Raw genomic sequence first — 23120 nt, forward strand, 5'->3', positions numbered from 1 at the left:
GAAACGTTGAATTGGTGGCAACCAAAGACTGGATTCGAGCAAATTCAATCTGTTGTGCAGTGCAGCATACGTATGCAGTCGAGATTCGATTGGCGATTCTTTCGCACTGCCTTGCGGCGGCCGTAATCCTCTTTAGAAACGGCTCCGGGCCACGCCGTCCCAACGCGGCGCGAGCTCTCTGGAAGGAGAGTCATAATGACTGAAGCCGTTACCGCGGGCACAATTGTGCGCCGCGCCAAGCCACAAGACCGTCCTGCGAGACCCTATTTCTCGTCCGGCCCCTGCGCCAAGCCGCCGGGCTGGAGCTCCGAGCTTTTAAGCAAGCGCGCCCTTGGGCGTTCGCACCGCGGAGCGCTCGGCAAGAAGCTGCTCGCCGAAGCAATCGACCGCACCCATGCGCTGCTGAAGCTTCCCGCCGACTACCGGCTCGGCATCGTCCCCGCCTCCGACACGGGCGCGATGGAGATGGCGATCTGGTCACTGCTCGGTACTCGTCCCGTCACGATGCTCGCTTGGGAGAGCTTCGGCGAGGGATGGGTGACCGACGTCGCCAAGCAGCTGAAGCTCGACGCTGAAATCCGGACCGCCGGCTATGGCGAGATCGCGGATCTGCAAGCGATCGACGCGGCGAACGACGTGGTCTTCACCTGGAACGGCACCACGAGCGGCGTTCGCGTCCCGAACGGCGACTGGATTGCGGAAGACCGCACGGGCCTGTCGATCTGCGACGCGACGTCGGCCGCCTTCGCGCAGGATATGGATTGGTCGAAGGTCGATGTCGGCACGTTCAGCTGGCAGAAGGCGCTTGGCGGTGAAGCAGCGCATGGCATGCTGGTGCTCAGCCCGCGCGCGGTCGAGAGGCTCGAGCGCGAACCAGCGCCCCGGCCACTTCCCAAGATCTTCCGCCTGACCAAAGGCGGCAAGCTGATCGACGGCATATTCCGCGGCGAGACCATCAACACGCCTTCGATGCTCTGCGTCGAGGATTGGCTGATCGCACTCGACTGGGCGGAGCGCGTCGGCGGACTTCAGGCTTTGATCGCCCGTGCCGACGCGAACGCGGCGGCGCTCGACCGGTGGGTGCAGCAATCCGACTGGATCGAGCATCTGGCGCGAAATCCGGCGATCCGTTCTAACACGTCAGTGTGCCTGCAGTTCGCCGATCGTTCGGACATCGAGGCGAACAAGTCACGGCAGAAGGCGATCGTGAAGCTGCTCGACCAGGAAGATGCTGCGCTCGACATTGGCGCCTATCGCGACGCTCCGCCGGGCCTGCGCATCTGGTGCGGAGCGACCGTCGACACCGCGGACATCGAAGCGCTTGGCCCCTGGCTCGACTGGGCCTGGGAGCAAACCGCCTCCTGACCGCCGCCCCGCACGTCGGAACGCAGCTCAAATCCAACATTCAGGTTCCCGCGACTGCGGGACTGCCGAGGTACACAATGGAACAAGTTAAAGTCCTCATCGCCGACAAAATGGACCCCAAGGCGGCGGCAATCTTCCGCGAGCGCGGGATCGTCGTGGATGAGAAGCCCGGCCTATCGCCGGAAGAATTGGCCGCCGTTATCGCCGACTATGACGGCCTCGCCGTCCGCAGCTCGACGCGTGTGCCTGCGCCGGCCATGGACGCCGCCCTCCCCCGCCTGAAGGTGATCGGCCGCGCCGGCATCGGCGTCGACACGATCGACGTTCCGGCCGCTTCGGCCCGGGGCATCGTCGTGATGAACACGCCATTCGGCAATTCGATCACCACAGCCGAGCATGCAATCGCCATGCTTTTCGCGCTCGCTCGCGAGATTCCGCAGGCGGACCAGTCCACTCAGGCCGGCAAGTGGGAAAAAAACCGCTTCATCGGCGTCGAGCTGGCCGGCAAGACGCTCGGACTGATCGGCTGTGGAAACATCGGCTCGATCGTCGCCGACCGCGCGCACGGTCTGAAAATGAAGGTGGTCGCCTACGACCCGTTTCTGTCGCCGGAACGGGCAGTCGAGCTAGGCGTCGAGAAGGTCGAACTCGACGAGCTCCTCCCTCGCGCCGACTTCATCACGCTGCACACGCCGCTGACCGACCAGACTCGCGGTATCCTCAGCCGGGAGGCGCTAGCCAAGACCAAGCCCGGCGTCCGCATCGTCAATTGCGCCCGGGGTGGATTGATCGACGAAGCCGCGCTCAAGGATGCGCTGGAGAGCGGCCACGTCGCGGGCGCCGCGCTCGATGTGTTCCAGGTCGAGCCGGCGAAGGAGAATCCGCTGTTCGGTACGCCAGGCTTGATCTGCACACCCCACCTCGGCGCCTCGACCAACGAGGCTCAGGTCAATGTCGCGATCCAGGTGGCCGAGCAGATGAGCGACTTTCTGCTGCTCGGCGGCATCACAAACGCCGTGAACGTACCCTCGCTGTCGGCCGAGGAAGCGCCGCGGCTCAAGCCGTACATGTCGCTCGCCGAGAAGCTCGGACGGCTCGTCGGGCAGATCGCCGGCACCGAGATCCGCTCGATCGATGTCGAAGTCGAAGGCGCTGCGGCCGAGCTCAACATCAAGCCGATCACCGGCGCGGTGCTGGCAGGAGTCATGCGCACTTGGTCGGACACCGTGAACATGGTCAACGCGCCCTTTCTCGCGAAGGAGCGCGGCATCGACGTCCGCGAAATCCGCACAGAGCGCGAGGGCGACTACCACACGCTCGTCGCGGTGACGGTCGGCACGGAACATGGTCCGAAGCGCGTCGAGGGCACGTTGTTCGGCAACAGCGCGCCGCGGCTGGTTACCATCTTCGACATTCCCGTCGAAGCGGAGCTGACCGGGCAGATGATCTACATCGTCAACAACGACCAGCCCGGCTTCATCGGTGCGCTTGGGACGAAGCTCGGCGAGAACCAGATCAACATCGCGACCTTCAATCTCGGCCGCCGCAAGGAAGCCGGGGAAGCCGTCGCGTTGGTCGCGGTCGACGATCCCATCACGCCGGAAGTCGCGCAGGAGTTGCAGGCGCTTCCCGGCGTTCGCGAGGTAGTCCCGCTGAGCTTCTGAAGACGCCATTTTCTAACCGGGACGCCGGTAGATGAATTCGTATGCCGCCCTCTCGACATAACGCCGGTTAAGAACTTAAGGTAATTTTAACGCTGATTCGTGGCGGCCGCCGGCGCTCTCCAGTTGTGAGTGCCGACGGCCGCCGTGTTTTCGGCGTTGCGTTAGACCAAAGGGGGTTATGTGAAACTTCGTGCTTTGTTTGCGTTTGCCGCGGCTTCGGCGCTGGCAGCACCTGCTCTGGCGGACAATTATTCGTACACCGGCACCCTGAACGATCCGAACCAGGTGCTGCTCTTCAACTTCTCGGTCGGATCTGACTCGAACGTCACCTTGCGCACCTATTCCTATGCTGGTGGCACGATGGCCGACGGCACCGTTATCCCGCGTGGCGGTTTTGACCCAATTCTCACGCTCTTCGATTCAACAGGACAGTTCATTGTCAGGAACGACGACGGCGGCAGCTCGGTACCGGCCGACCCCGTAACGGGAAGCCATTGGGATACATTTCTTACGCAATTGCTGCAGCCCGGGACGTACACCGTCTCGGTCCAGGCCTATTCGAACTTCGCCATTGGACCGAATCTTTCGAACGGGTTCGAGGGCGACGGCAGCTTCGGTGGCAGGAACCCCAACTGGGCGTTCGATATCCTGAACGTGTCGCAAGCGACGCAGGTTGGCGGTGCCGTTCCGGAGCCGTCGACCTGGGCGATGATGCTGTTCGGCTTCGGCGCGGCAGGCGTTGCCCTGCGCCGCCAAAAGAAGAAATCGGCGCTCGCGATCGCCTGATCGTCAGCGCTGGGGGCAGGAACGGCCGTCGGAGCAATCCGGCGGCCGTTTTTTGCGAGCAAAAAGGGCGCCCCTGTAGGGACGCCCTTAGCGGCCTGCCTGCGTGCGGGCGGCCGTAGGCTTATAACCTAGTGAGCGCTGTTGCCGTCGGCGTCGGCGCTGTTGCGAACCGCGTCAGCCTTCTGCTCACCTTCGTTGCGCACCGCGTCGGCGGTGTTCTCGGCATTTGCCTGCATGTTGTCGGTGACGTTCTCGGCATTCGCTTCGATCGTATCGGCGGTGTTCTCCGCATTCGCTTCGATGTTATCGGCGGTCTGCTCTTGCGGGCTCTTGTTGCAAGCCGCGAGCGAACCGAGGCCGAGCGCGATAGCAAGGACGGTGGTGGTCTTCATCTTTCACTCCCCTGTCGTGGACTTTTCTTCGTCCGAATGGACGTAACGGAACGGCAATACGCACCATGGCTGTTTTCTGTTCCGCAGTCTCAACAAATTTCCGCTCGGCTGGACGTTCAGCGCCTCGGACCCTAGGAGCGTCGGCTTCGCTGCAAACGGGAATCAATCGTGGGAAATGTGACGGTCATCGGCGCCCAGTGGGGCGACGAAGGCAAGGGCAAGATCGTGGACTGGCTCGCGAGCCGGGCCGACATGGTGGTGCGCTTCCAAGGCGGCCACAACGCCGGGCACACGCTCGTTGTCGGCAACCAGACGTACAAGCTCTCGCTGCTGCCGAGCGGCATCGTCCGCGGTACGCCGTCAGTGATCGGCAACGGCGTCGTCCTCGATCCCTGGGCGCTCAAGTCCGAAGTCGAGCGGATGCGTGAGCTGGGCGTCGAAGTGACGCCCGATGTGCTCATGATCGCCGAGACCTGCCCGCTGATCCTCCCAATCCACCGCGATCTCGACGCACTGCGCGAGGATGCGAGCGGCGCCGGCAAAATCGGCACCACGCGCCGCGGCATCGGTCCTGCTTATGAGGACAAGGTGGGTCGACGCGCGATCCGGGTCTGCGACCTGAAACAGCTCGACGATCTTGGGCCGCTGCTCGACCGCCTCTGCGCTCACCATGATGCACTCCGCGCCGGCTTCGGCGAGCCTCCCGTCGATCGGGAGCGGCTCAAGAACGACCTCGCGGAGATTGCCGATTTCGTCCTTCAATTCGCAAAGCCGGTGTGGCGCGACCTCGACGAGGCAAAATCGCGCGGCCGCCGAATCCTTTTCGAAGGCGCGCAGGGCGTGCTTCTCGACGTCGACCACGGGACTTACCCCTTCGTCACCTCGTCCAATACGGTCGCGGGTACGACAGGTTCAGGCACCGGCATGGGTCCTTCGGCGGCGGGCTTCGTGCTGGGGATCGTCAAGGCCTATACGACGCGTGTCGGCTCCGGCCCCTTCCCAACTGAACAAGACAATGAAGTTGGCCAACGGCTGGGCGAGCGTGGCCATGAGTTCGGCACCGTCACGGGCCGGCGCCGCCGCTGCGGCTGGTTCGACGCGGTGCTGGTGCGCCAGGCCGTCGCGGTCAGCGGCGTGACCGGCATCGCCCTGACCAAGCTCGACGTACTTGACGGCTTTGAGACGGTGAAGATCTGCACCGGCTACACGATCAACGGCGAGAAATTCGACTACCTCCCGCCGCACGCTGCCGATCAGATGCGGGTCGAGCCGATTTACGAAGAGATTCAGGGCTGGGAAGGCTCCACCCGCGGCGCGCGCAGCTGGGCGGACCTTCCCGCCGAAGCCATCAAATATGTCCGCCGCATCGAGGAACTGATCCGCTGCCCGGTGGCGCTCGTCAGCACCTCGCCAGAGCGCGACGACACGATCCTGGTGCGAGATCCGTTCGCCGGTTAGTGCCGGACCTCAAAGTCGTCGAACTCACAAGGTTCAACGTTCCAAGTTCTGACATCCTCTACCTTCGCGGCCGGTGGGCCGCGGCGTAGCCTCTCGAGCATTTGGCCGACTGCGCCGGGTTCGCCCTCGATATGCGCCTCGACGTGCCCGTCAGGGCAGTTTCGTACCCAGCCGACAACGCCCAGCCCATCCGCCTGCTCGCGCGTCCATGCTCGGAAGAACACGCCCTGCACGCGCCCAGTCACGGTGACATGGCGCGCGACTGTCATCAGACCGTCGAAATGTCGGGTGCGTCCTCGGCTTTCATTCCGACGACGTTGTAACCGGCGTCGACGTGGTGGATCTCACCAGTCACCCCGGAGGCGAGGTCGGAAAGAAGGTAGAGCCCTGCCCCGCCGACATCCTCGATCGTCACGTTGCGACGGAGCGGCGAATTATATTCGTTCCATTTCATGATGTAACGGAAGTCCCCGATGCCGCTGGCCGCGAGCGTCTTGATCGGGCCCGCGGAAATGCCGTTCACGCGAATGCCCTCCGGGCCGAGATCGGCCGCCAAATATTTGACCGAAGTTTCCAGACCGGACTTCGCAACGCCCATGACGTTATAATGCGGGATGACTTTCTCCGCGCCGTAATAGGTCAGCGTGAGCAGCGAGCCACCATTGCTCATCAGCTTCCTCGCGCGCTGAGCCACCGCGACGAAGCTGTAGACCGAGATGTTCATCGTCATCAGGAAGTTGTCCATCGACGTGTCGACGAACTTCCCACGCAGCTCATTTTTGTCCGAATAGCCAATGGCGTGGACGACGAAATCGAGGGCGCCCCAGCGCTCCTTCAGTCCATCGAACGCGCGATCGAGCGCTTCCATGCTGCTGACGTCGCAATCGACGAGCATGTCGGAGCCTAACTCTTGCGCCAGCGGACGGACCCGCTTCTCCAGCGCCTCACCCTGGTAGGAGAAGGCCAGCTCTGCGCCCTGATCGGCGACGGCGCGCGCAATGCCCCACGCGAGCGAGCGATCGTTGGCAAGGCCCATGATCAACCCGCGCTTGCCTTGCATCAGTCCAGTCAAAGTTGCGGCCCCTCTTTCTGCAGCACTGGTTCGACATCTTCTCCAGGCTGCGGCTCCTCGACTTCAAGTTCGTCGGTGTACGGCCCGGTGTAGATTTCGCCCTTTAGCGCGGTGGCGCCGCTTTCCGCCAGCGCGGCGTTCAACTCTGCACCGATTACGACGCCGAGCCCCACAACGAAGAAGAAGAGCAGTGCGATCATCACTCCGGCGAGGCTGCCGTAGGTGAGCGAGTATCCACCGAAAAGGCCGAGGACGGCCGGCAAGACTTCGACCGTACCGAGCCACCACACGGTAATGAGCAGCGCCCCGGGCCATTTCTGATATTCGAACTTGCGGTAGCGCGCCGGGGTGAGAGCGAAGAAGAGCGCATAGAAGGTACAGAAGAGGGTTGCCGCGGGGACCAAGCGGTAGAGACCCAGGTCGTGGCCAACGTCATGCGCTAGCGGGAACCACTCAATGATATAGTGGTGCGCGATCGTCATCGCCGCGCTCACTGCGAAGGCGATCATCAGCAGCAGCACCGCCCCGAGAATCAGCAGGATAGACCCGATCCGATATTCCCAGAAGGGGGCGCAATATTTCACGCCATAGGCACGCCGCAGGATGTCTCGGATCGTTTCGACGAAGCTGGTCGCGCTCCACAGTCCGACGAGACCGCCGAGCCATAACAATGTACCTGTGCGGATCGTCAGCACTTCGTTGATCGGCGTACGCAATGTGCTCGCCACCTCCGGCGGCAACCGCCGGAGAACATTCATTACTGTCAGCTGCGCGTCCTGGCTTTGCCCCAGCAGGTGCGCGACCGCGGCTGCAAAGATGAAGAACGGAAACAGCGCTAGGATCGACAAATAAGCGAGGTTGCCCGCGTGGATGAAACCGTCGTTGTAGACGCCCACCGCAACCCGCTTCGTGACCTGCCACGGAGTCATCCGCGGCTTGAGCTTCTCCTCGACCTCCGTCCCGAAGGCCGCCCGCATGCTGGCTAGACGCTTGCGCCTTGATTCGGGCGATTCGGGGGAGATGTCGCGCATTCGGGAGCGCTAAACCCCAAGCCCCGCACGGGGGTTGCCTCCGCCGTTCCAGCCTTCCGCGAACTTCTGAAGCTCCGGATCGCCTTCCGGCACGTCGATTTCGAGGTTTACCAACTGATCGCCCCGTTTGCCGTCCTTGGCAGCGAATCCGCGCCCCTTCAGGCGGAGCACCTTGCCCGAGCTCGATCCCTTGGGAACCGTCAGCATGACCGGGCCTTCGGGCGTAGGCACCTTCACCTTTCCGCCGAGCACCGCTTCCTTCAGCGTGACCGGTAGGTCGAGCCGGATGTTATTGCCTTCGCGCTTATAGAATCGGTGCGGCGCGACTTCGATGGTCACGATCGCGTCGCCTCGGCCGCCCGGGCCTTCCTCGCCCTTCCCCGCGAGACGGATCTTCGTGCCGTCCTCCAGGCCATTGGGAAGCTTGAGGTCGATCGTCTTCCCGTCGCCAAGCGTGATCCGCTGAGGCTTCTGCGCGACTGCATCCTCGAACGGGACCTTCAGCCGATAGGCGATGTCGGCGCCCTTTTGAGGAGCACGCGCCCGCTGCCGAAATCCGCCGAAGCCGCCACCTTCGCCGCCCCGGCCAGTGGCCCCACCGAACAGTCCTTCGAACAGGTCGCTAAGATCCGCGGTCTCACCGCCGCCGCCGAAGTTGAAATTCTCGAAGCCCGCACCGCCAGCGCCAGGATGCGGGCCGCCGGCGCCGCGTGAATAACCGCCGAAGCCCGACCCGAACGGCATCTTCGGATTGCCTTCCTCGTCGATCTCGCCCCGGTCGTACTGCGCGCGCTTGTCCTTGTCGGACAGCAGGTCATATGCGTGCGTCACCTCGGCGAAGCGCTTCGCCGCGTCCGGCTTATCCTTGTTGCGGTCGGGATGAAGCTGCTTGGCGAGGCTTCGATAGGCCTTCTTGATCTCGGCCTCGGTCGCGCCGCGCTTCAACCCCAAGCGTTGGTACAGGTCCAGAGCCATATTCCTCCCATGCCGCACTGTGCTCGGCCTGACCAGATGGGTTGCCGTTCAGCCGAGGCCAAGCCTAATGCCATGGCGATGACAGACCCCTTCGCTTTGTTCGACGAATGGTTCGCGGAAGCTCGTGCATCCGAGATCAACGATCCGGAAGCCATGTCGCTCGCAACTGCCAATACTGCGGGCCAGCCGTCGGTGCGGATGGTGCTGCTCAAGGGGCACGGGCCGGAAGGCTTCGTCTTCTACACCAACGAGCAGAGCGCGAAGGGCGAGCAGCTCGCCGAAGACCCGAAGGCAGCCTTGCTCTTCCACTGGAAATCGCTTCGTCGCCAGGTGCGTGTCGAGGGTTCCGTGGAGCGTGTATCCGACGCGGAGGCCGATGCTTATTTCGCGAGCCGCGCCCGGGATTCGCAGCTTGGAGCCTGGGCGTCAGATCAATCGCGCCCATTGGATGACCGGACGACATTCGAGCAGCGCTTCGAGACCGCTAAAAACCAATTTGAAGGCAAGGACGTGCCGCGTCCGCCGCATTGGGGCGGCTATCGCGTGATTCCGGAACGCATCGAATTCTGGTCCGACCGACCCTACCGGCTGCACGAACGGCGTCTGTTCATCAAGGCGGGCGGCAGCTGGAACGAAGGACTGCTCTACCCGTGACGACGGCGCAGACTGCCGCAGAGCATTCGGTACATTCGACGCGCGCGGCGATGGCCAGCGTCACACTTGCACTCGTGCTGCTCGTCCTCAAAGCTTGGGCCGCGTACCTGACGGATTCAACGGCCATGCTCGGCTCGCTTGCCGACACGGCGCTCGACGTCATTGCGAGCATCACCACCCTCGTCGGGGTGCGCATCGCCGCCGTTCCAGCCGATCACGACCATCGCTTCGGTCACGGGAAAGCCGAGGCTTTGGTCGCTTTGGCGCAGGTCGCGCTGATCACTGTTTCAGCGATTGGCATCGCTTGGCACGGCGTGGATCGGCTGATCAACGGCGCGCAGACGGAGGCGATGGGCACGGGGATTGCGGTGTCGATCTTCGCCATCGCCGCGACCTTTGCCTTGCTCTGGTACCAGAAGCGCGTGATCGACCGCACCGGATCGGTCGCGATCAAGACCGACAACGTCCACTACAAGTCGGACCTGATGCTCAACGGAGCGGTCATCGTCGCGCTTGTGCTGGACCAGGCGCTGCACATCGCGGGCGCCGATGCGTTGTTCGGAATTGGTATCGCGCTTTGGCTGCTGTGGGGCGCGTTTCGTGCGTCGCGAGAGGCCGTTAATCAGCTGATGGACCGAGAATGGCCCGAGGCGGAGCGCCAGCAATTCCTCGATGCTGCCGCCGAATATGAAGAGCTTCGCGGCCTTCATGACATGCGCACGCGCAAGAGCGGCACGTTGCGTTTCGTTCAGTTTCACGTCTGGGTGCCCGCCGATTGGACGGTGCAGGAAGCGCACGACCGGCTCGACCGCGCGGAAGAGTCACTGCAGCAGCGCTTTCCCGATACCGAGATCCTGATCCACCTCGACCCCGAAGGTCAGGTCGACCGCGAAACCCTGCTGCCGCAGGAAATTACGGAGCAAGCGTCTTGAGCAGCATTCCTTTTTTCCAGGTCGACGCCTTCGCCGAGCGCCCGCTGACCGGGAACCCGGCGGCTGTGATGCCGCTCGAACGCTGGCTCGATGATGCGATCCTGCAGGCAATCGCTGCCGAGAATAATCTTAGCGAAACAGCCTTCACGGTCCCCAGCGAGAGCGAAGACGCTGACTACGATCTGCGCTGGTTCACGCCGACTAGCGAAGTCGACCTGTGCGGGCATGCCACCATCGCTTCAGGTCACGTGCTGATCCACAATGACCCTGTCCGTTTCGCCACTCGTTCCGGCATCCTCAAGGTGAGCCGCCGCGGCGACGTGCTGGAGCTCGACCTCCCCGCCGCCCGCCTTATCGAAGTGCGAGAACCCGAGCTGACGAAGGCGCTTGGGCTTCCCGATTCACCAGCGTGGCTGGCTGAAGGCTGTAACGACGCTGCGATCATCGAAGTCGCCGACGAAGTCGCCGTGCGCGCAGTTCACCCGGACTTCGCTACTCTCAAGAAAGTGCCGAGGATGGCCGTCGTTACCGCGCGCGGCAGTTCGCAAGAAGTCGTCAGCCGCGTCTTCGTGCCCTACCTCGGCATCGATGAGGATCCGGTGACTGGATCCGCTCACGCCGCGCTTGTGCCGTACTGGGCGGGGCGGCTCGGCCGTAACGAGATGACTGCACTTCAAGCCAGCGCGCGAACCGGCCTTCTGGAGTGCCGCTTGGAAGGCGATCGCGTCGTGCTCGGTGGCCGCTGCCACACGGTCATTGTGGGGCAGTTCCAGGTCTAGCCGCGAAGCTTTTCCTCAAGTGCGTCGAGCAGCGGCAGCTGGCTGGGCAGCATCAGCTCGCGCGCTCGAGGGATCGTCATCCAGCGCGCCTTTTCGCACTCCGGAAAGCGTTCGAGCCTGCCACTTCGAGGCGGCCATTCGATCTCGAAATCGTTCGACACGATGCCGTCGGCGTCCAGGTCACCCTCAAGTGCAAACGCCTCGACCCACTTGCCACCAGCTTGCCGCACCGTCGCCAGCGGAAATGGAACGGTCGTGAGTCGCGTGCCGGTCTCCTCCTCAAACTCCCGGAGAGCCGCTTCGGCGGGCGCTTCACCCGGCTCCACGCCCCCCTTGGGAATCATCCAGGCACCGGCGTCTTTGTTCCGCCAGAAGGGCCCGCCGGGCTTGATCAACAGGACTTCGGTCGCGCCCTTGCGCTGACGAAAAAGGAGAATGCCGGCACTAAGCGGCGGCGGCATCCAGCACGCTCTGTGACGCAGATACGGTTTCGGAGATCCATCCCCCGCCGAGCAGCCGCGTGCCATCGTAAGCGACAGCAGCCTGGCCCGGCGCGACACCGAATTCGGGCTGGCCGAAGCGGATCCAGTCGCCGTCGCGTGTCGCTGCTACTGCGGGCGCAAGCGAACGCACCTTAACCGCGACATCGGACTGGTCCTCCGCAATCCAGTTCCAGTCGGCGACGCGCATCGATTCGACCGCGAGTGCCCGACGCGGCCCGACGATGATTCGGCGCTCGTCAGGTTCGATGCGCAGCACATAGAGCGGCTCAGCTTGTCCGCCGATTTCGATGCCGCGACGCTGGCCGACGGTGAAATGCACGACGCCGCGATGCTGGCCTAGCACGCGTCCTTCCAAGTCGACGATTTCGCCTGGCGCTTCCGTCTCCGGCCGAACGCGCTTCACCAGCGAGGCATAGTCGCCGTCGGGAACGAAGCAGATGTCCTGGCTGTCGGGCTTGGCCGCCACTTCGAGCCCAATATCGGCCGCGATTCGCCGCACCTCATCCTTCGGCAGATCGCCCAACGGGAAGCGAACGAAATCGAGCTGCTCACGCGTCGTGCCATAAAGAAAGTAGCTCTGATCGCGGCGCGGGTCGGCACCCTTGTGCAGCTCGACACGATCGCCGTTCAGCACGCGACGTACGTAGTGGCCCGTCGCCAGGCAGTCCGCGCCGAGCTCGCGCGCGAAGGCAACGAGATCGACGAACTTCACGCCCTGGTTGCAGGAAGCACAGGGCACCGGCGTCCGGCCGTGCGCATATTCGTCGACGAAGCGATCGATCACGCCCTCGCGAAACCGACTTTCGTAATCGAGCACGTAATGCGCGATCCCGAGCCGATCGGCGACTTGGCTCGCGTCGTAAATGTCTTGGCCCGCGCAGCAAGCGCCGCTCCGCCGCACGGCCTCGCCATGGTCGTAAAGCTGCAGCGTCACGCCAATCACTTCCGCGCCGGTCTGCGCGGCGAGCGCAGCCGTGACGGAGCTGTCGACGCCGCCTGACATGGCAACGACGATCCTGGCATCGCCCGATGGGCGGCCGAGCTGAAAATCGATCCGCATTGGAAGTCTTATTTCGGCGTTCTTTACCTGAATTTCACCATCACTTCCTAGACCAGATGGATGGAGACGCAGCGAGGGGGGCTGGTTTGGCGAGACACGAGGGGAACTTTCGCGATGGCGCGAAGGAGCCGCTCAGCCTCGACGAGCTTCTGTCGCTCCTCGGCAAAGTGGAGATCGACGGGCGCTCGCGCGGGGACGCGATCGCCTGTGCTCTCTCTGCAAGCGAAGGTTGGCAGGAGGCGGTCAAACGTCTCGGCGGCGCCTTTGCGGAAGGCGAATCAGGGTTAAGTGAGCGTAAGGACGACCTACCGGGTGATTAACCACCGCACTTCAGAATGTTTTTAAGCGCGGCCGTTAAACAGCAACGCAGTGTCAATGATTAAGCAGGTGTGACTAGATGCTCGAGAACCAGAAGATTCGTCCGGCCCAGGTTATCGGTCCGCTCGGCGAGCCGCTGACCCTCGACTCTTTGCCGCCTGCGAGCACGACCCGCTGGGTCGTTCGCCGCAAGGCCGAAGTTGTTGCAGCCGTTGCTGGCGGTCTGCTCAGCGTTGACGAAGCGTGCAAGCGTTACACGCTCAGCCTCGAAGAATTCACCAGCTGGCAGCGCGCGGTGGACCGCAGCGGAATGCCGGGTCTGCGCGTCACCCGCATCAAGCAATATCGCGACCAGTACGAGCGCCAGCAGCGCTACTGAGCGTCGCTCGCCAAGTCGTTACTGAGGAGCATCTATCCAGCTTTGCCGCGGCCTCGGGGGCCGTAATTGGGCAAATTTCTGGACACATCCTTCCGAATCCGGAACAACTGGCGTGCATTGCGCGTCTGTGATGCCGGAATGACCGTCCAGTCCCTAAGGACGGTCCTGAGAACAGGAGGGAAAGCTCATGGGTATCATTATTTGGCTCATCGTCGGTGGCATCTGCGGCTGGCTCGCTAGCCTCATCATGCGTACCGATGCTCAACAGGGCATCGTTCTCAATATCGTTGTCGGCATCGTTGGCGCGATCATCGCCGGTCTCATCTTCGGCGGCAGCATCAACGGCGCGATCACGATCGAGACGTTTCTCTATTCGCTGATCGGCGCGATCATTCTGCTCGCAATCGTGAACCTGATCCGCAGGGGAACGGTCCGCTAAGCGCGACACAGTTTTTTGGAAAAGGCGGGCCGCGTGGTGAGAACTACGCGGCCTTTCTTTTACTGAAGCTCGAACGTCATCGCGAGGTTGACTTCTAGCTTCTGCTCGCCTGGGTCGATCTTCGTTGCAGGCAATGATTGCCGGGCCTCCATCATCACCGGCATTGGCGGCGGCGCCGGGAAGTTGCCACCGCTCTCGCTGACCGCGACGACGCGGACGACGCGCATCCCTAACGAACGCGCGTATAACTCCGCTCTTGCCCGTCCCGCAGCTGTCGCCTTGGCGCGGGCCTCGTCCAGTGCAGCTTCCGGCCGATCGATGGTCAGTGTGGGACCATTGATCTGATTGGCACCCTCGCGAACCAGCGCATCGAGAATCTTCCCAGAGTTCGCGATGTCACGGAAACGAACACTGACCTGGTTGGATGCCGAATAGCCGGTCAGCTGCGGCGGCTGATTATTCTCGTACCGATATTCCGGGTTGAGGTTGATGTTGCTCGTCTGAATGTCCCGGTCGGCGACTCCAGCGGCCTTAAGCGCAGCACGCACCCGCTGCATGCGATTGGCCGCCTGCTGCATCGCTTCCTGCGCCGTGGCCGTCTTGGTCACGACCCCAGCCGTGATGATCGCCACGTCAGGTACCCTCGTCGCATCGCCGGTGGCGGTCACGTCCAGGCGCGTTCCAGTGATGGTCTGGGTAATATTCGCCTGCTGCGCTTGAGCAGCGGCAGGGATAGCGACACCCAGCGCGAGGGCCGCAAACATTGCCTTGTTCATCGTCTCGTTCCCCGATCAAACAACACCATGGCGCAACGGTCGTCCGCGCGCCATGGCTGTTTCCTGAACGGACGGAACTACGCTCTGCCGCGAACGATCAGACGGTAGATCAGGAGAATCAGGAAGGCACCGACGATGGCGGCAATGAAGCCCGCGCCCTCGCCGGTATTGTACCAGCCAACCGCGTGTCCCACCCAACCCGCGACAAGAGCACCGGCGATTCCGAGCAGTACCGTGACAATGCATCCACCCGGATCCCGGCCCGGCATCAACAACTTAGCAATCGCGCCTGCAATCCCGCCAATGACGATCCAGCCGATTATTCCATAATGTTCCATGCCGCGTCCCCTATTCCACTGTCGTTCAGCAGACTGATGTACTAAGCGCCGCAACGCTCGCTGGCGGGACTAGTGCCACCGTTAGTCGAAAAGCAGTAGCGATTGTTAACCGTGAAGGGTCCTGTTGCACGGGGTGCTTTATTCGGATAATACAGCTGCAGCACCACATCCACGAGAGATTCGCTTAGCTGGCAGGGGAATGATGAACCGGGAAACTTCGATCCGCACCTCCGACACGTTGGTGGTGACCGACAGCTCCCGCCGGCGCCGGTGGGTAATCATCGCGGCTGCCGCGGTGATCGCGTTGATTGTGGTCGTCGCGGCCGTGATGATGGGCCGCGGCGCGAGCAGCGACCAGAAAGCAGCGGCCGCCAAGGCAGGAGCCGGCCAGGTTCCGACGGTGACCGTCGTCGTCCCGGGGCGCAGCAGCGTTGCGCGCACGATCGTCGCCAGCGGACCGCTTGCCGCCAAGCGTGACCAGCCGATTGGAATCGCCGGTTCGGGCGGACGCGTCGTCAGCGTGACCGTCGACGCTGGCAGCTGGGTGCGCGCCGGTCAGGTGCTCGCGGTGGTTGATCGGTCTGTGCAGGCCCAGCAGGCAGCGCAGCTTGCCGCTCAGGTCGAGGCCGCGAAGGCCAACGCCAGGCTGGCCCAGTCGAATTATGAGCGGGCCGTTGCCCTGCAGGGTCGCGGCTTCGTCTCAAAGGCGGAAATCGACTCCAAGAAGTCGACCCGCGATGCAGCCAACGCACAAGTTCGCGTAGCTCAGGCCCAGCTCGCGGCGCAGCGGGCCGAGATCGGTCGCCTTAACGTCGTGGCGCCCACCGCTGGCCTGATCCTTGCGCGCAATGTCGAGGTTGGACAGGTTGTGAGCCCGGGTGCAGCGGCGCTGTTCCGTCTCGCCGAGGGCGGCCAGATGGAAATGCAGGCTCAGCTTTCGCAGCAGGATCTCGCATTCGTGCACGTGGGCATGCCCGCAACCGTTACGCCCGTCGGCTCGACCTCAGGGATCAGCGGCAGCGTCTGGCAGGTCGCGCCGATGATCGACCCGCAATCGCGCCTCGGTGCGGTGCGCATCTCCATTCCGTACACGCCGGCGGTGAAGCCGGGCGGCTTCGCCGAAGCGCGGATCACCGCAGGTGCAACGACTGCGCCGATGCTGCCGCAGAGCGCCGTGCTCAGCGATGATCGGGGCAATTACGTCTACATCGTGAACGGCAAGAACGAGGTCGAGCGCCGCGACATCAAGATCGGGACCGTCAACGACAATGGCGTGACGATCGCCGACGGCCTGTCGGGCAACGAGGCTGTGGTCCTCTCGGCCGGTCCGTTCTTGAACCCTGGTCAGAAGGTCAATCCGAAACGCCAGGCGGCGCAATAGACGCGCTTCCCAGCGCGTAGAGAGTTAGGGTTATGAATTTCCGGAACATTTCGTCCTGGTGCATCCGTAACCCGGTCGCGCCGATAGTCCTGTTCGTCGGTCTGATGCTTGCGGGCCTCGTCGCTTTCTCGCGGATGCAGGTGAACAATGCGCCGGACATCGACTTTCCGGCCGCGATCGTCTCGGTCAGCCAGCCGGGCGCCGCCCCGAACGAGCTGGAGACGCAGGTCACCCAGCGCGTCGAGTCCGCGATCCGCGGAATCACCGGCGTCGAGGAGATCAGCAGCACCGTCGTGGAGGGCAACAGCACGACCTTCGTGCAGTTCCAGCTCGGAACGCCCACCGACCGCGCCGTCAACGACGTCCGCAACGCCATCTCCCAGATCCGCAGCAACCTGCCCGAAGGCATCCTGGAGCCGCAGGTCGAACGCGTCGACGCGGAGGATGAGCCGATCACTTACGTCGGTGCGCAAACCACCGACATGACGCTCGAGCAATTGAGCTGGTACATCGACAACAACGTCGCCAAGCGCCTGCTCGGCCAGCCGGGTATCGCGGCAGTGGGCCGTGTCGGCGGGGTCGATCGCAACATCCGCGTGATCCTCGATCCTGCGGCGCTCCAATCGCAGGGCATCACGGCCGCGCAGGTCAATGCGCAGCTCCGGCAGAGCAACATGAATGGCGCAGGCGGCCGCGCCGAAATCGCCGGCTCCGAGCAATCGGTCCGCGTGCTCGGCAATGCCCAGGACGCCTACCAGCTCTCGCAGACGCAGATCGCTCTGCCCGGTGGCCGGTTCGTCAGGCTCGCCGACTTGGGCGAAGTGAAGGACAGCAACTCTGAGCAGCGCTCGATCGCGAAGCAGAACGGCCGCCAGGTCGTCACCTTCTACGTCCAGCGCGCGAAAGGCTCGTCGGAGGTCACCGCCTACGAATCCGCCTGGAAGGAGCTGAAGAAGCTCCAGGAAGAGAATCCGAAGGTTAAGTTCTCCGAGATTTACAACACGGTCGACTATACCAAGGCCCAGTACCACTCGGCCATGGAAGGCCTGATCGAAGGCGCGATCCTCGCGGTCCTAGTCGTCCTGCTGTTCCTCCGCGACATCCGCGCAACGTTGATTTCCGCCGTGGCCATTCCGCTCTCGGCAATCCCGGCCTTCGCCTTCATGAGCATGATGGGGATCACGCTCAACTTCATGTCGACGATGGCGATGGGGCTCGTCGCGGGCGTGCTCGTGGACGATGCGATCGTGGAGATCGAGAACATCGTCCGGCACATGCGCATGGGCAAGTCCGCCTATCAGGCCTCGCTCGATGCCGCCGACGAAATCGGCCTCGCCGTGCTCGCTACGACCATGGCGATCGTCGCGGTCTTCTTCCCGGTCGCGCTGATGCCCGGCATCGCGGGTCAATATTTCAAGGCGTTCGGCTTCACTGTCGTGCTGTCGGTGCTCATGAGCTTGCTCGTCGCCCGCATGATCACGCCGCTGATCGCAGCGTACTTCCTCCGCTCGCGGGGCGTTCAGCCGCACGCGAATTGGAAGTGGATGGACTATTATCTGAAGGTCCTGAACTGGAGCCTGGACACGACCAAGGCTCACGCGTTGCTCGCCCGCCTGCCGAAGCCTTCACGCAGCGTCGCTTACTACGGCTTAGGCTTCCTGCTCTTCCTCCCGGTCATCGTGGCTTTTGGCGCTGTGACATGGGGAGCGATGAAGGGACTCGGCATGACGGGCCTCCCGGGCGCGATCGGCTTCGGCATCGCTGTCCTGGCAGGTGCAGCTGCAGCGTACGGAGCGGCAAAGCTCATCGCGAAGCTGATCCAGATGCTCAGCAGTGGCGGCTTCGCCGAATGGCATGGCAAGATGTCCGCCCGCTGGAATGCGCGGATGCAGGACCATCGGCTTGCCATGGTCGGCGCGGGTCTGGTTACCTTGTTGCTCAGCGTCGGACTGTTCGGAACGCTGCCCCAGTCATTCTTCCCGCCGGAGAATTCGGACTATTCGCGGGTGAACGTCACGCTCCCGCCGGGAGCGACGCTCAAGCAGACGGAAGCTGCGACCGACCGGGTTGCCGCTATCGTCCTGAAGGATCCGACGGTCGAACGGGTGTTCGAGCGGGTGAATGTGTCTACCGGCCGCGTGAATATCGTGCTCAAGAAGGACCGCGATCTCACGAGCACGGAATTCGAGCGCAAGCTTGCTCCGGCTCTTGCGGAGTTCCCCGACGCCCGCGTCAGCTTCCAGAGCCAGAACGGCGGCGGGCCCGACCCGGACCAGCGGGACATCATGCTCTATCTGGGCGGTGATGATCCGGTGCAGCTGACGAAAGTCGCGAACGAGATCGCCAAAGAGATGCAGACGGTGCCCGGCCTGCGCGCACCGCGCGTCGGAAGCCAGCTTGCGCAGCCTGAAATCGTGATCAAGCCGCACTTCGATCTGGCTGCTGACCTCGGTGTGACGACGGCCGCTTTGAGCAACACGATCCGCATCGCGACGCTTGGCGACATCGAGCAGAACAGCGCCAAATTCTCGCTTTCCGATCGTCAGGTGCCGATCCAGGTCTCGCTGTCGGAGAACGCTCGCCGCGACCTGCAGACGCTCGAGAACCTGCCGGTGCCGACGTCCTCGGGTGGGTCGGTTCCTCTGAAGGCGGTTGCCGACGTCGGCTTCGGTTCGGGTCCGACGACTATCAACCGCTCGAACCAACTTCGCCGCCTGGCGATCGGCGCCGACCTCGCGCCAGGGGTGGTCGAGGGCGACGTATGGGCCAAAGTGAACGAGCTGCCTGCGGTCAAGAACCTTCCGCAGGGTGTGCAGAAGATGAACCTCGGCAACCAGAAGTGGCAGGCGGAACTGCTCTTCAACTTCGGCGTCGCGCTCGTATCCGGCGTGTTGCTGGTGTTCGCGGTGCTGGTGCTGCTCTACCGCCGCTTCCTCGCCCCGTTCGTGAACATGGGATCGCTTCTGCTGGCGCCGCTTGGTGCCGCGGTCGCACTTCACATCGCAGGGCAGCCCGTTTCGCTGTTCGTGCTGATCGGCATCCTGATGCTGTTCGGTATCGTCGCGAAGAACTCGATTCTTCTGGTCGACTTCGCGGTCGAGATGATGAACCACGGCATGGCCAAGAACGCCGCCATCTGGGAAGCCGGGCACAAGCGCGCTCAGCCGATTGTCATGACCACGGTCGCGATGGTCGCGGGCATGCTTCCCACCGCCATCTCCATCAGCGGCGACAACAGCTGGCGCGCGCCGATGGGCATCACCGTGATCGGCGGCCTCATCTTCTCGACGCTGCTGACCCTGGTGCTGGTCCCAGCCTATTTCTCGATCGCGATCTCGATCGAAACGCGGCTCGGCAAGCTGTTCCACAAGATGGTCGGCAGCGAAGCCCACGCGACCGGCACGCCAGTCCCTGCGGAGTAAACAGCAAGGACTTGTGAACCTCCGCGCCCGCTCGTTTATTGAGCGGACATGAGGGCGATGGCCAACGGTACCTTATCCCGCTTCAACCCCGCACAGCCCGGTGCGCAGGGGATGAAGGTCGTCGCCACCGGCCTGCTAGTGCTGATGGCGGTTGTGTTTGCGGTGACGCGGGCGCTCGAGCCGCAATATCCCTGGCTGAGCTATGTGAAGTCCTTTTCCGAAGCGGCGATGGTCGGCGGCCTCGCGGACTGGTTCGCGGTGACCGCCCTCTTCCGCCACCCACTTGGCCTGCCGATCCCCCACACCGCGATCATCCCCCGCAACAAGGATCGAATCGGCGAAACGCTCGCCAAGTTCCTCCAGGAGAATTTCCTGATCCCCTCGGTGGTTGCGCGCCGCATGCGCAACATCGACGTGGCGGGCGCGGTGGGTCATTTCCTCCAGAGCCCCAATCCGGAAGAGCAGTCGCGAATCCGCAGCGGCGCCTCGCGCTTGATCGCCGACGTCTTCGAGAGCCTCGACGACGAGCGGTTGGGAGGCATTGTGAAGGGCGCGATCTCATCTCGCCTGCGCCGCACAGAGGTCTCTCCCCTGCTCGGCCATGCGCTCGCGTCGGCCATCAACGAGGATCGCCATGTGCCGATGCTCGAAGCGGGGATTCGCTGGATGGCCCGCACGCTTGACGCGAACGAGCCGCTGATCCGTGACATGGTGCACAAAAAGGCGAACTGGGTCCTGAAGCTCGCCGGATTGGACGCCAAGCTCGCGGACGCGATCATCGACGGGCTGCGCAAGCTAACGGTCGAAATGTCGACCGATCCCGCGCACCCTGTTCGGGTGAAGGTTGAGGAAGCGCTGGCTCAGCTCGCCAACGACTTGCAGACCAAGCCCGAGACTCGCGAGCGGGTCGAGAACATCAAGGAACAGCTGCTCGACAACAAGTCGGTGAGCTTGTGGCTCGATACGCTCTGGCAGAAGGGCCGGGAGGCGGTGATCAAGGCCGCACGCAATCCCGACGCGGTGATGGCCGGCAAGCTAGGCGAGATCCTCAAATCGATGGGGGGCACGCTCGAAAAGGACGATCGCATCCGCAAGGCGATCAACCAGTTCGCCCGTCGCGCCGTCGTCGGCATGGCGGCCGGCTACGGCAGCTCGATCGTGCGACTCGTCTCCGACACGGTCCGCAGCTGGGACGCGCAGACCGTCACCAACCGCCTCGAAGCCGCAGTCGGACGCGACCTCCAGTACATCCGCATCAACGGCACGTTGGTCGGCGGCATGGTTGGTCTCGTGCTGCACGCTTTGGACAGCCTGTGAGCGATCCCGTCCTCGACTCGCTTGCCGAAATGGCCCGCAATCGTGGGCTGAAACTGGTCCGGTCGCGCGTACGGACGCCCAACAAACGGCGGTTCGGCAAGGCCGGACTGACCGACGCCCGCGGCAAGCCCGTCTTCGGGATGGACGACAAAGGCCCGAACGCGAAGCCCGAGGATGTCGAGCATTATCTGCGCAACTTGGGAGCGCAGGACTGGGGGGCTTCGCTCGACGTGGCGATCATGCCGCGCAAGCGCAAAGCCAAGCCGAGCCGACAGGCAGCGAATGATGCCGAACCGGCACCTAAGCCGGAGCCCGATCCGGTGCGGAAGGCAAAGGCTGCGCCCCAACCTCCACCGCCGCCCAAACCGAAACCGCCAAAGACCCGCGAAGCCAAACCCGATGATGCGAAGCGGCTGTCCGAGCTCATGCAGCTGCTCGAGCATGAGATGGATGAGAAGGCGGTCCGCAAGAATCTCAACCGCCTAAAGAAGACCGGCGAGCTGCCGTTAGTCGCCACGCTCGACAAGAAAGTCGTCGGGATGTGCGGCGTCCACAAGATGGTGACCATCCACCGCCCCGCGCCAGTCGGCAGGATCACCATCCTCGTAGTGTCCGAGGACGCCAGGAAGCACGGAATCGGCCGCCTGCTCATCGACGCCGCCGAACAATGGTGCCGCGATCAGGGCTGCCAGATCGTTGAGGTCACCAGCAATGACCGCCTCGCCGCCGCCCACGCCTTTTATCGCCACATGGGCTACGACCGCAGCAGCATCCGCTTCTTCAAGAAGCTTTAGCCCGCGCTCCGCCGTTCGATCGTCGCGCCGACGGCGGAGAGCTTCTCTTCCAGCCGTTCGTAGCCGCGGTCTAGGTGGTAGACACGCAGCACCTCAGTCTCGCCCTCGGCAGCTAGCCCGGCAAGGACCAGGCTCATCGAAGCGCGAAGGTCTGTGGCCATGACGCTTGCGCCGGTCAGCTTGTCCACGCCGCGGACGATCGCCGAGCGGCCGTGAATGTCCACGTCAGCACCCATGCGGCGCAGCTCGGGGACATGCATGTAGCGGTTCTCGAAGATCGTCTCCTCGAGAAAGCTGTCGCCCTGGGCGCGGCAGAGCATGGCCATGAACTGTGCCTGCATGTCGGTCGCAAAGCCCGGGAAGGGCGAGGTTGAGAGTGCGAGCGGCTTCATGCCTCCGTTGGCGCTGACCTTGATCCCACGATTGTGGAATTCGAGGACGAGGCCGCATTGGGCCAGCGCGTTCAGCGTCGCTTGCATGTCGTCGGGCCGCGCACCGATGAGGTCGATCGACCCGCCCGTGATCCCCGCCGCACAGGCATAGCTGCCCGCTTCGATGCGGTCGGGCATCACTTCATATTCGGTGCCGTGCAGCGCCTCGACACCCTCGATGATCAGGTGGCCTGACCCGATGCCACTGATCTTCGCGCCCATCGCGACCAGCAGGTTGCATAGGTCGATGATCTCCGGCTCGCGCGCCGCGTTGAACAGCTGCGTTCTCCCGGTAGCGAGCACCGCCGCCATGACCGCGTTCTCGGTTGCGCCGACGGACACGACCGGGAAGCTGAAGTCACCGCCGGGGATGCGCCCCTTCGGCGCCATCGCCTTCACGTAGCCCGCCGCAAGCTCGATCTCCGCGCCCATCGCTTCGAGCGCCTTGAGGTGAAGGTCGATCGGACGATCGCCGATCGCACAGCCGCCCGGGAGCGAGACGGTGGATTCGCCCATGCGCGCCAGCATTGGACCGAGCACGAGGATCGACGCCCGCATCTTCCGGACCATGTCGTAGGGGGCGACCGTCGAGACGATGTCGTCGGCCTGCAGCGTCATGCGCCGTCCGACCTGGCCCTTCTTCACGCCTGCAACCGAGGTCGAGACGCCAAGCTGGTTGAGCAGGTGGCTAAAGGTATCCACGTCCGCGAGCCGCGGCAGGTTGGTGAGCGTCAGCTTCTCTGCCGTGAGAAGCGCGCAGGGCATCAGCGTCAGGGCCGCGTTCTTCGCCCCGCTGATCGGAATTTCGCCTTCGAGGCGGTTGCCGCCCTTGATCCAGATGCTGTCCATGCGCG

The 23120-nt window shown here is 63.5% G+C and carries 24 protein-coding genes; 14 read left to right on the top strand and 10 right to left on the bottom strand.

The features are described from left to right. Positions 1-195 precede the first annotated feature (195 nt). The 3 genes from AC4GYV_RS11085 (at position 196) to AC4GYV_RS11095 (ending at position 3815) form a co-directional block, all read left to right on the top strand. Positions 196-1365: a phosphoserine transaminase gene (locus AC4GYV_RS11085; protein WP_491100766.1), complete on the top strand. Its 1170-nt coding sequence runs from the start codon at positions 196-198 to the stop codon at positions 1363-1365. A gap of 77 nt (positions 1366-1442) precedes the next feature. Beyond that, positions 1443-3029: a phosphoglycerate dehydrogenase gene (gene serA / locus AC4GYV_RS11090; protein ID WP_491100767.1), complete on the top strand. Its 1587-nt coding sequence runs from the start codon at positions 1443-1445 to the stop codon at positions 3027-3029. Between the two features lie 180 nt (positions 3030-3209). Further along, complete coding sequence (locus AC4GYV_RS11095; RefSeq protein WP_491100768.1) at positions 3210-3815, top strand: DVUA0089 family protein; 606 nt, start codon at positions 3210-3212, stop codon at positions 3813-3815. Positions 3816-3943: 128 nt separating this feature from the next. Here AC4GYV_RS11095 and AC4GYV_RS11100 read toward each other — a convergent pair whose 3' ends face one another. Beyond that, complete coding sequence (locus AC4GYV_RS11100; RefSeq protein ID WP_491100769.1) at positions 3944-4207, bottom strand: hypothetical protein; 264 nt, start codon at positions 4205-4207, stop codon at positions 3944-3946. A gap of 168 nt (positions 4208-4375) precedes the next feature. Between AC4GYV_RS11100 and AC4GYV_RS11105 the strand changes: the two genes are divergently transcribed. Beyond that, positions 4376-5665 carry an adenylosuccinate synthase gene (locus AC4GYV_RS11105; protein WP_491100770.1) on the top strand — a complete coding sequence of 430 codons (1290 nt, stop codon included), beginning with the start codon at positions 4376-4378 and terminating at the stop codon, positions 5663-5665. On the opposite strand, the gene AC4GYV_RS11110 is transcribed toward AC4GYV_RS11105, so the two are convergent. From AC4GYV_RS11110 to AC4GYV_RS11125, 4 genes are all read right to left on the bottom strand, one after another. Then, entirely contained in the window at positions 5662-5934 is a 273-nt protein-coding gene (locus tag AC4GYV_RS11110) for an acylphosphatase (RefSeq protein ID WP_491100771.1), read from the bottom strand. The genes AC4GYV_RS11105 and AC4GYV_RS11110 overlap by 4 nt on opposite strands. Beyond that, a complete protein-coding gene (fabI, locus tag AC4GYV_RS11115; protein ID WP_491100772.1) occupies positions 5934-6737 on the bottom strand; it encodes an enoyl-ACP reductase FabI in 804 nt (267 codons plus the stop codon). Before fabI ends, AC4GYV_RS11110 begins: the two co-directional genes overlap by 1 nt. Next, positions 6734-7714, bottom strand: coding sequence for a YihY/virulence factor BrkB family protein (locus tag AC4GYV_RS11120; RefSeq protein ID WP_491100773.1), 981 nt, complete (start codon positions 7712-7714; stop codon positions 6734-6736). The genes fabI and AC4GYV_RS11120 overlap by 4 nt, the downstream gene beginning before the upstream one ends. Positions 7715-7777: 63 nt before the next feature. After that, the gene (locus tag AC4GYV_RS11125) at positions 7778-8743 is read right to left on the bottom strand and encodes a DnaJ C-terminal domain-containing protein (protein WP_491100774.1); all 966 of its coding nucleotides are present in this window, start codon (positions 8741-8743) and stop codon (positions 7778-7780) included. 78 nt (positions 8744-8821) lie between these two features. Here AC4GYV_RS11125 and pdxH point away from each other — a divergent pair, with 78 nt between their 5' ends. Genes pdxH through AC4GYV_RS11140 form a run of 3 tightly spaced genes read left to right on the top strand, consistent with a single transcriptional unit; the run spans position 8822 to position 11108 of the window. After that, positions 8822-9397, top strand: coding sequence for a pyridoxamine 5'-phosphate oxidase (gene pdxH / locus AC4GYV_RS11130; protein ID WP_491100775.1), 576 nt, complete (start codon positions 8822-8824; stop codon positions 9395-9397). 50 nt (positions 9398-9447) lie between these two features. After that, a complete protein-coding gene (locus tag AC4GYV_RS11135) occupies positions 9448-10329 on the top strand; it encodes a cation diffusion facilitator family transporter (protein ID WP_491101591.1) in 882 nt (293 codons plus the stop codon). Next, entirely contained in the window at positions 10326-11108 is a 783-nt protein-coding gene (locus tag AC4GYV_RS11140; protein ID WP_491100776.1) for a PhzF family phenazine biosynthesis protein, read from the top strand. Before AC4GYV_RS11135 ends, AC4GYV_RS11140 begins: the two co-directional genes overlap by 4 nt. On the opposite strand, the gene AC4GYV_RS11145 is transcribed toward AC4GYV_RS11140, so the two are convergent. After that, entirely contained in the window at positions 11105-11569 is a 465-nt protein-coding gene (locus AC4GYV_RS11145) for an NUDIX hydrolase (protein WP_491100777.1), read from the bottom strand. The genes AC4GYV_RS11140 and AC4GYV_RS11145 overlap by 4 nt on opposite strands. Continuing rightward, positions 11553-12671 carry a tRNA 2-thiouridine(34) synthase MnmA gene (mnmA, locus tag AC4GYV_RS11150; protein WP_491100778.1) on the bottom strand — a complete coding sequence of 373 codons (1119 nt, stop codon included), beginning with the start codon at positions 12669-12671 and terminating at the stop codon, positions 11553-11555. Before mnmA ends, AC4GYV_RS11145 begins: the two co-directional genes overlap by 17 nt. 86 nt (positions 12672-12757) lie before the next feature. Here mnmA and AC4GYV_RS11155 point away from each other — a divergent pair, with 86 nt between their 5' ends. The 3 genes from AC4GYV_RS11155 (at position 12758) to AC4GYV_RS11165 (ending at position 13807) form a co-directional block, all read left to right on the top strand. After that, positions 12758-12991 carry a hypothetical protein gene (locus tag AC4GYV_RS11155; RefSeq protein WP_491100779.1) on the top strand — a complete coding sequence of 78 codons (234 nt, stop codon included), beginning with the start codon at positions 12758-12760 and terminating at the stop codon, positions 12989-12991. A 77-nt stretch (positions 12992-13068) separates the two neighbouring features. Further along, positions 13069-13368 (top strand): CtrA inhibitor SciP, encoded by a 300-nt coding sequence (gene sciP, locus AC4GYV_RS11160; protein ID WP_491100780.1) that lies wholly within the window; start codon positions 13069-13071, stop codon positions 13366-13368. Positions 13369-13555: 187 nt separating this feature from the next. Beyond that, positions 13556-13807: a GlsB/YeaQ/YmgE family stress response membrane protein gene (locus AC4GYV_RS11165; protein WP_491100781.1), complete on the top strand. Its 252-nt coding sequence runs from the start codon at positions 13556-13558 to the stop codon at positions 13805-13807. Positions 13808-13866: 59 nt separating this feature from the next. Here AC4GYV_RS11165 and AC4GYV_RS11170 read toward each other — a convergent pair whose 3' ends face one another. Both AC4GYV_RS11170 and AC4GYV_RS11175 read right to left on the bottom strand, forming a co-directional pair. Further along, complete coding sequence (locus AC4GYV_RS11170) at positions 13867-14583, bottom strand: SIMPL domain-containing protein (RefSeq protein ID WP_491100782.1); 717 nt, start codon at positions 14581-14583, stop codon at positions 13867-13869. 77 nt (positions 14584-14660) lie between these two features. Beyond that, a complete protein-coding gene (locus tag AC4GYV_RS11175) occupies positions 14661-14921 on the bottom strand; it encodes a GlsB/YeaQ/YmgE family stress response membrane protein (RefSeq protein WP_491100783.1) in 261 nt (86 codons plus the stop codon). 202 nt (positions 14922-15123) lie between these two features. Between AC4GYV_RS11175 and AC4GYV_RS11180 the strand changes: the two genes are divergently transcribed. From AC4GYV_RS11180 to AC4GYV_RS11195, 4 genes are read left to right on the top strand one after another with little or no spacing between them, the layout of a single operon-like run. After that, positions 15124-16302: an efflux RND transporter periplasmic adaptor subunit gene (locus AC4GYV_RS11180; protein ID WP_491100784.1), complete on the top strand. Its 1179-nt coding sequence runs from the start codon at positions 15124-15126 to the stop codon at positions 16300-16302. 32 nt (positions 16303-16334) lie between these two features. Then, a complete protein-coding gene (locus AC4GYV_RS11185; protein WP_491100785.1) occupies positions 16335-19724 on the top strand; it encodes an efflux RND transporter permease subunit in 3390 nt (1129 codons plus the stop codon). A gap of 48 nt (positions 19725-19772) precedes the next feature. Then, positions 19773-21041: a DUF445 domain-containing protein gene (locus tag AC4GYV_RS11190; protein ID WP_491100786.1), complete on the top strand. Its 1269-nt coding sequence runs from the start codon at positions 19773-19775 to the stop codon at positions 21039-21041. Next, positions 21038-21835: a GNAT family N-acetyltransferase gene (locus AC4GYV_RS11195; RefSeq protein ID WP_491100787.1), complete on the top strand. Its 798-nt coding sequence runs from the start codon at positions 21038-21040 to the stop codon at positions 21833-21835. Before AC4GYV_RS11190 ends, AC4GYV_RS11195 begins: the two co-directional genes overlap by 4 nt. Here AC4GYV_RS11195 and murA read toward each other — a convergent pair. Beyond that, entirely contained in the window at positions 21832-23115 is a 1284-nt protein-coding gene (gene murA / locus AC4GYV_RS11200; protein ID WP_491100788.1) for a UDP-N-acetylglucosamine 1-carboxyvinyltransferase, read from the bottom strand. The genes AC4GYV_RS11195 and murA overlap by 4 nt on opposite strands. Between the last annotated feature and the right edge of the window lie 5 nt (positions 23116-23120).

This window comes from Sphingomonas sp. SP4, assembly GCF_058313375.1.

Excerpts from the sequence above, each read along its gene's own strand:
- AC4GYV_RS11085 (WP_491100766.1), top strand. The coding sequence starts at position 196 with ATGACTGAAGCCGTTACCGCGGGCACAATTGTGCGCCGCGCCAAGCCA.
- serA (WP_491100767.1), top strand. The coding sequence starts at position 1,443 with ATGGAACAAGTTAAAGTCCTCATCGCCGACAAAATGGACCCCAAGGCG.
- AC4GYV_RS11100 (WP_491100769.1), bottom strand. The coding sequence starts at position 4,207 with ATGAAGACCACCACCGTCCTTGCTATCGCGCTCGGCCTCGGTTCGCTC.
- AC4GYV_RS11110 (WP_491100771.1), bottom strand. The coding sequence starts at position 5,934 with ATGACAGTCGCGCGCCATGTCACCGTGACTGGGCGCGTGCAGGGCGTG.
- AC4GYV_RS11120 (WP_491100773.1), bottom strand. The coding sequence starts at position 7,714 with ATGCGGGCGGCCTTCGGGACGGAGGTCGAGGAGAAGCTCAAGCCGCGG.
- AC4GYV_RS11125 (WP_491100774.1), bottom strand. The coding sequence starts at position 8,743 with ATGGCTCTGGACCTGTACCAACGCTTGGGGTTGAAGCGCGGCGCGACC.
- pdxH (WP_491100775.1), top strand. The coding sequence starts at position 8,822 with ATGACAGACCCCTTCGCTTTGTTCGACGAATGGTTCGCGGAAGCTCGT.
- AC4GYV_RS11135 (WP_491101591.1), top strand. The coding sequence starts at position 9,448 with ATGGCCAGCGTCACACTTGCACTCGTGCTGCTCGTCCTCAAAGCTTGG.
- AC4GYV_RS11145 (WP_491100777.1), bottom strand. The coding sequence starts at position 11,569 with ATGCCGCCGCCGCTTAGTGCCGGCATTCTCCTTTTTCGTCAGCGCAAG.
- mnmA (WP_491100778.1), bottom strand. The coding sequence starts at position 12,671 with ATGCGGATCGATTTTCAGCTCGGCCGCCCATCGGGCGATGCCAGGATC.
- sciP (WP_491100780.1), top strand. The coding sequence starts at position 13,069 with ATGCTCGAGAACCAGAAGATTCGTCCGGCCCAGGTTATCGGTCCGCTC.
- AC4GYV_RS11165 (WP_491100781.1), top strand. The coding sequence starts at position 13,556 with ATGGGTATCATTATTTGGCTCATCGTCGGTGGCATCTGCGGCTGGCTC.
- AC4GYV_RS11170 (WP_491100782.1), bottom strand. The coding sequence starts at position 14,583 with ATGAACAAGGCAATGTTTGCGGCCCTCGCGCTGGGTGTCGCTATCCCT.
- AC4GYV_RS11175 (WP_491100783.1), bottom strand. The coding sequence starts at position 14,921 with ATGGAACATTATGGAATAATCGGCTGGATCGTCATTGGCGGGATTGCA.
- AC4GYV_RS11180 (WP_491100784.1), top strand. The coding sequence starts at position 15,124 with ATGAACCGGGAAACTTCGATCCGCACCTCCGACACGTTGGTGGTGACC.
- AC4GYV_RS11185 (WP_491100785.1), top strand. The coding sequence starts at position 16,335 with ATGAATTTCCGGAACATTTCGTCCTGGTGCATCCGTAACCCGGTCGCG.
- AC4GYV_RS11190 (WP_491100786.1), top strand. The coding sequence starts at position 19,773 with ATGAGGGCGATGGCCAACGGTACCTTATCCCGCTTCAACCCCGCACAG.
- murA (WP_491100788.1), bottom strand. The coding sequence starts at position 23,115 with ATGGACAGCATCTGGATCAAGGGCGGCAACCGCCTCGAAGGCGAAATT.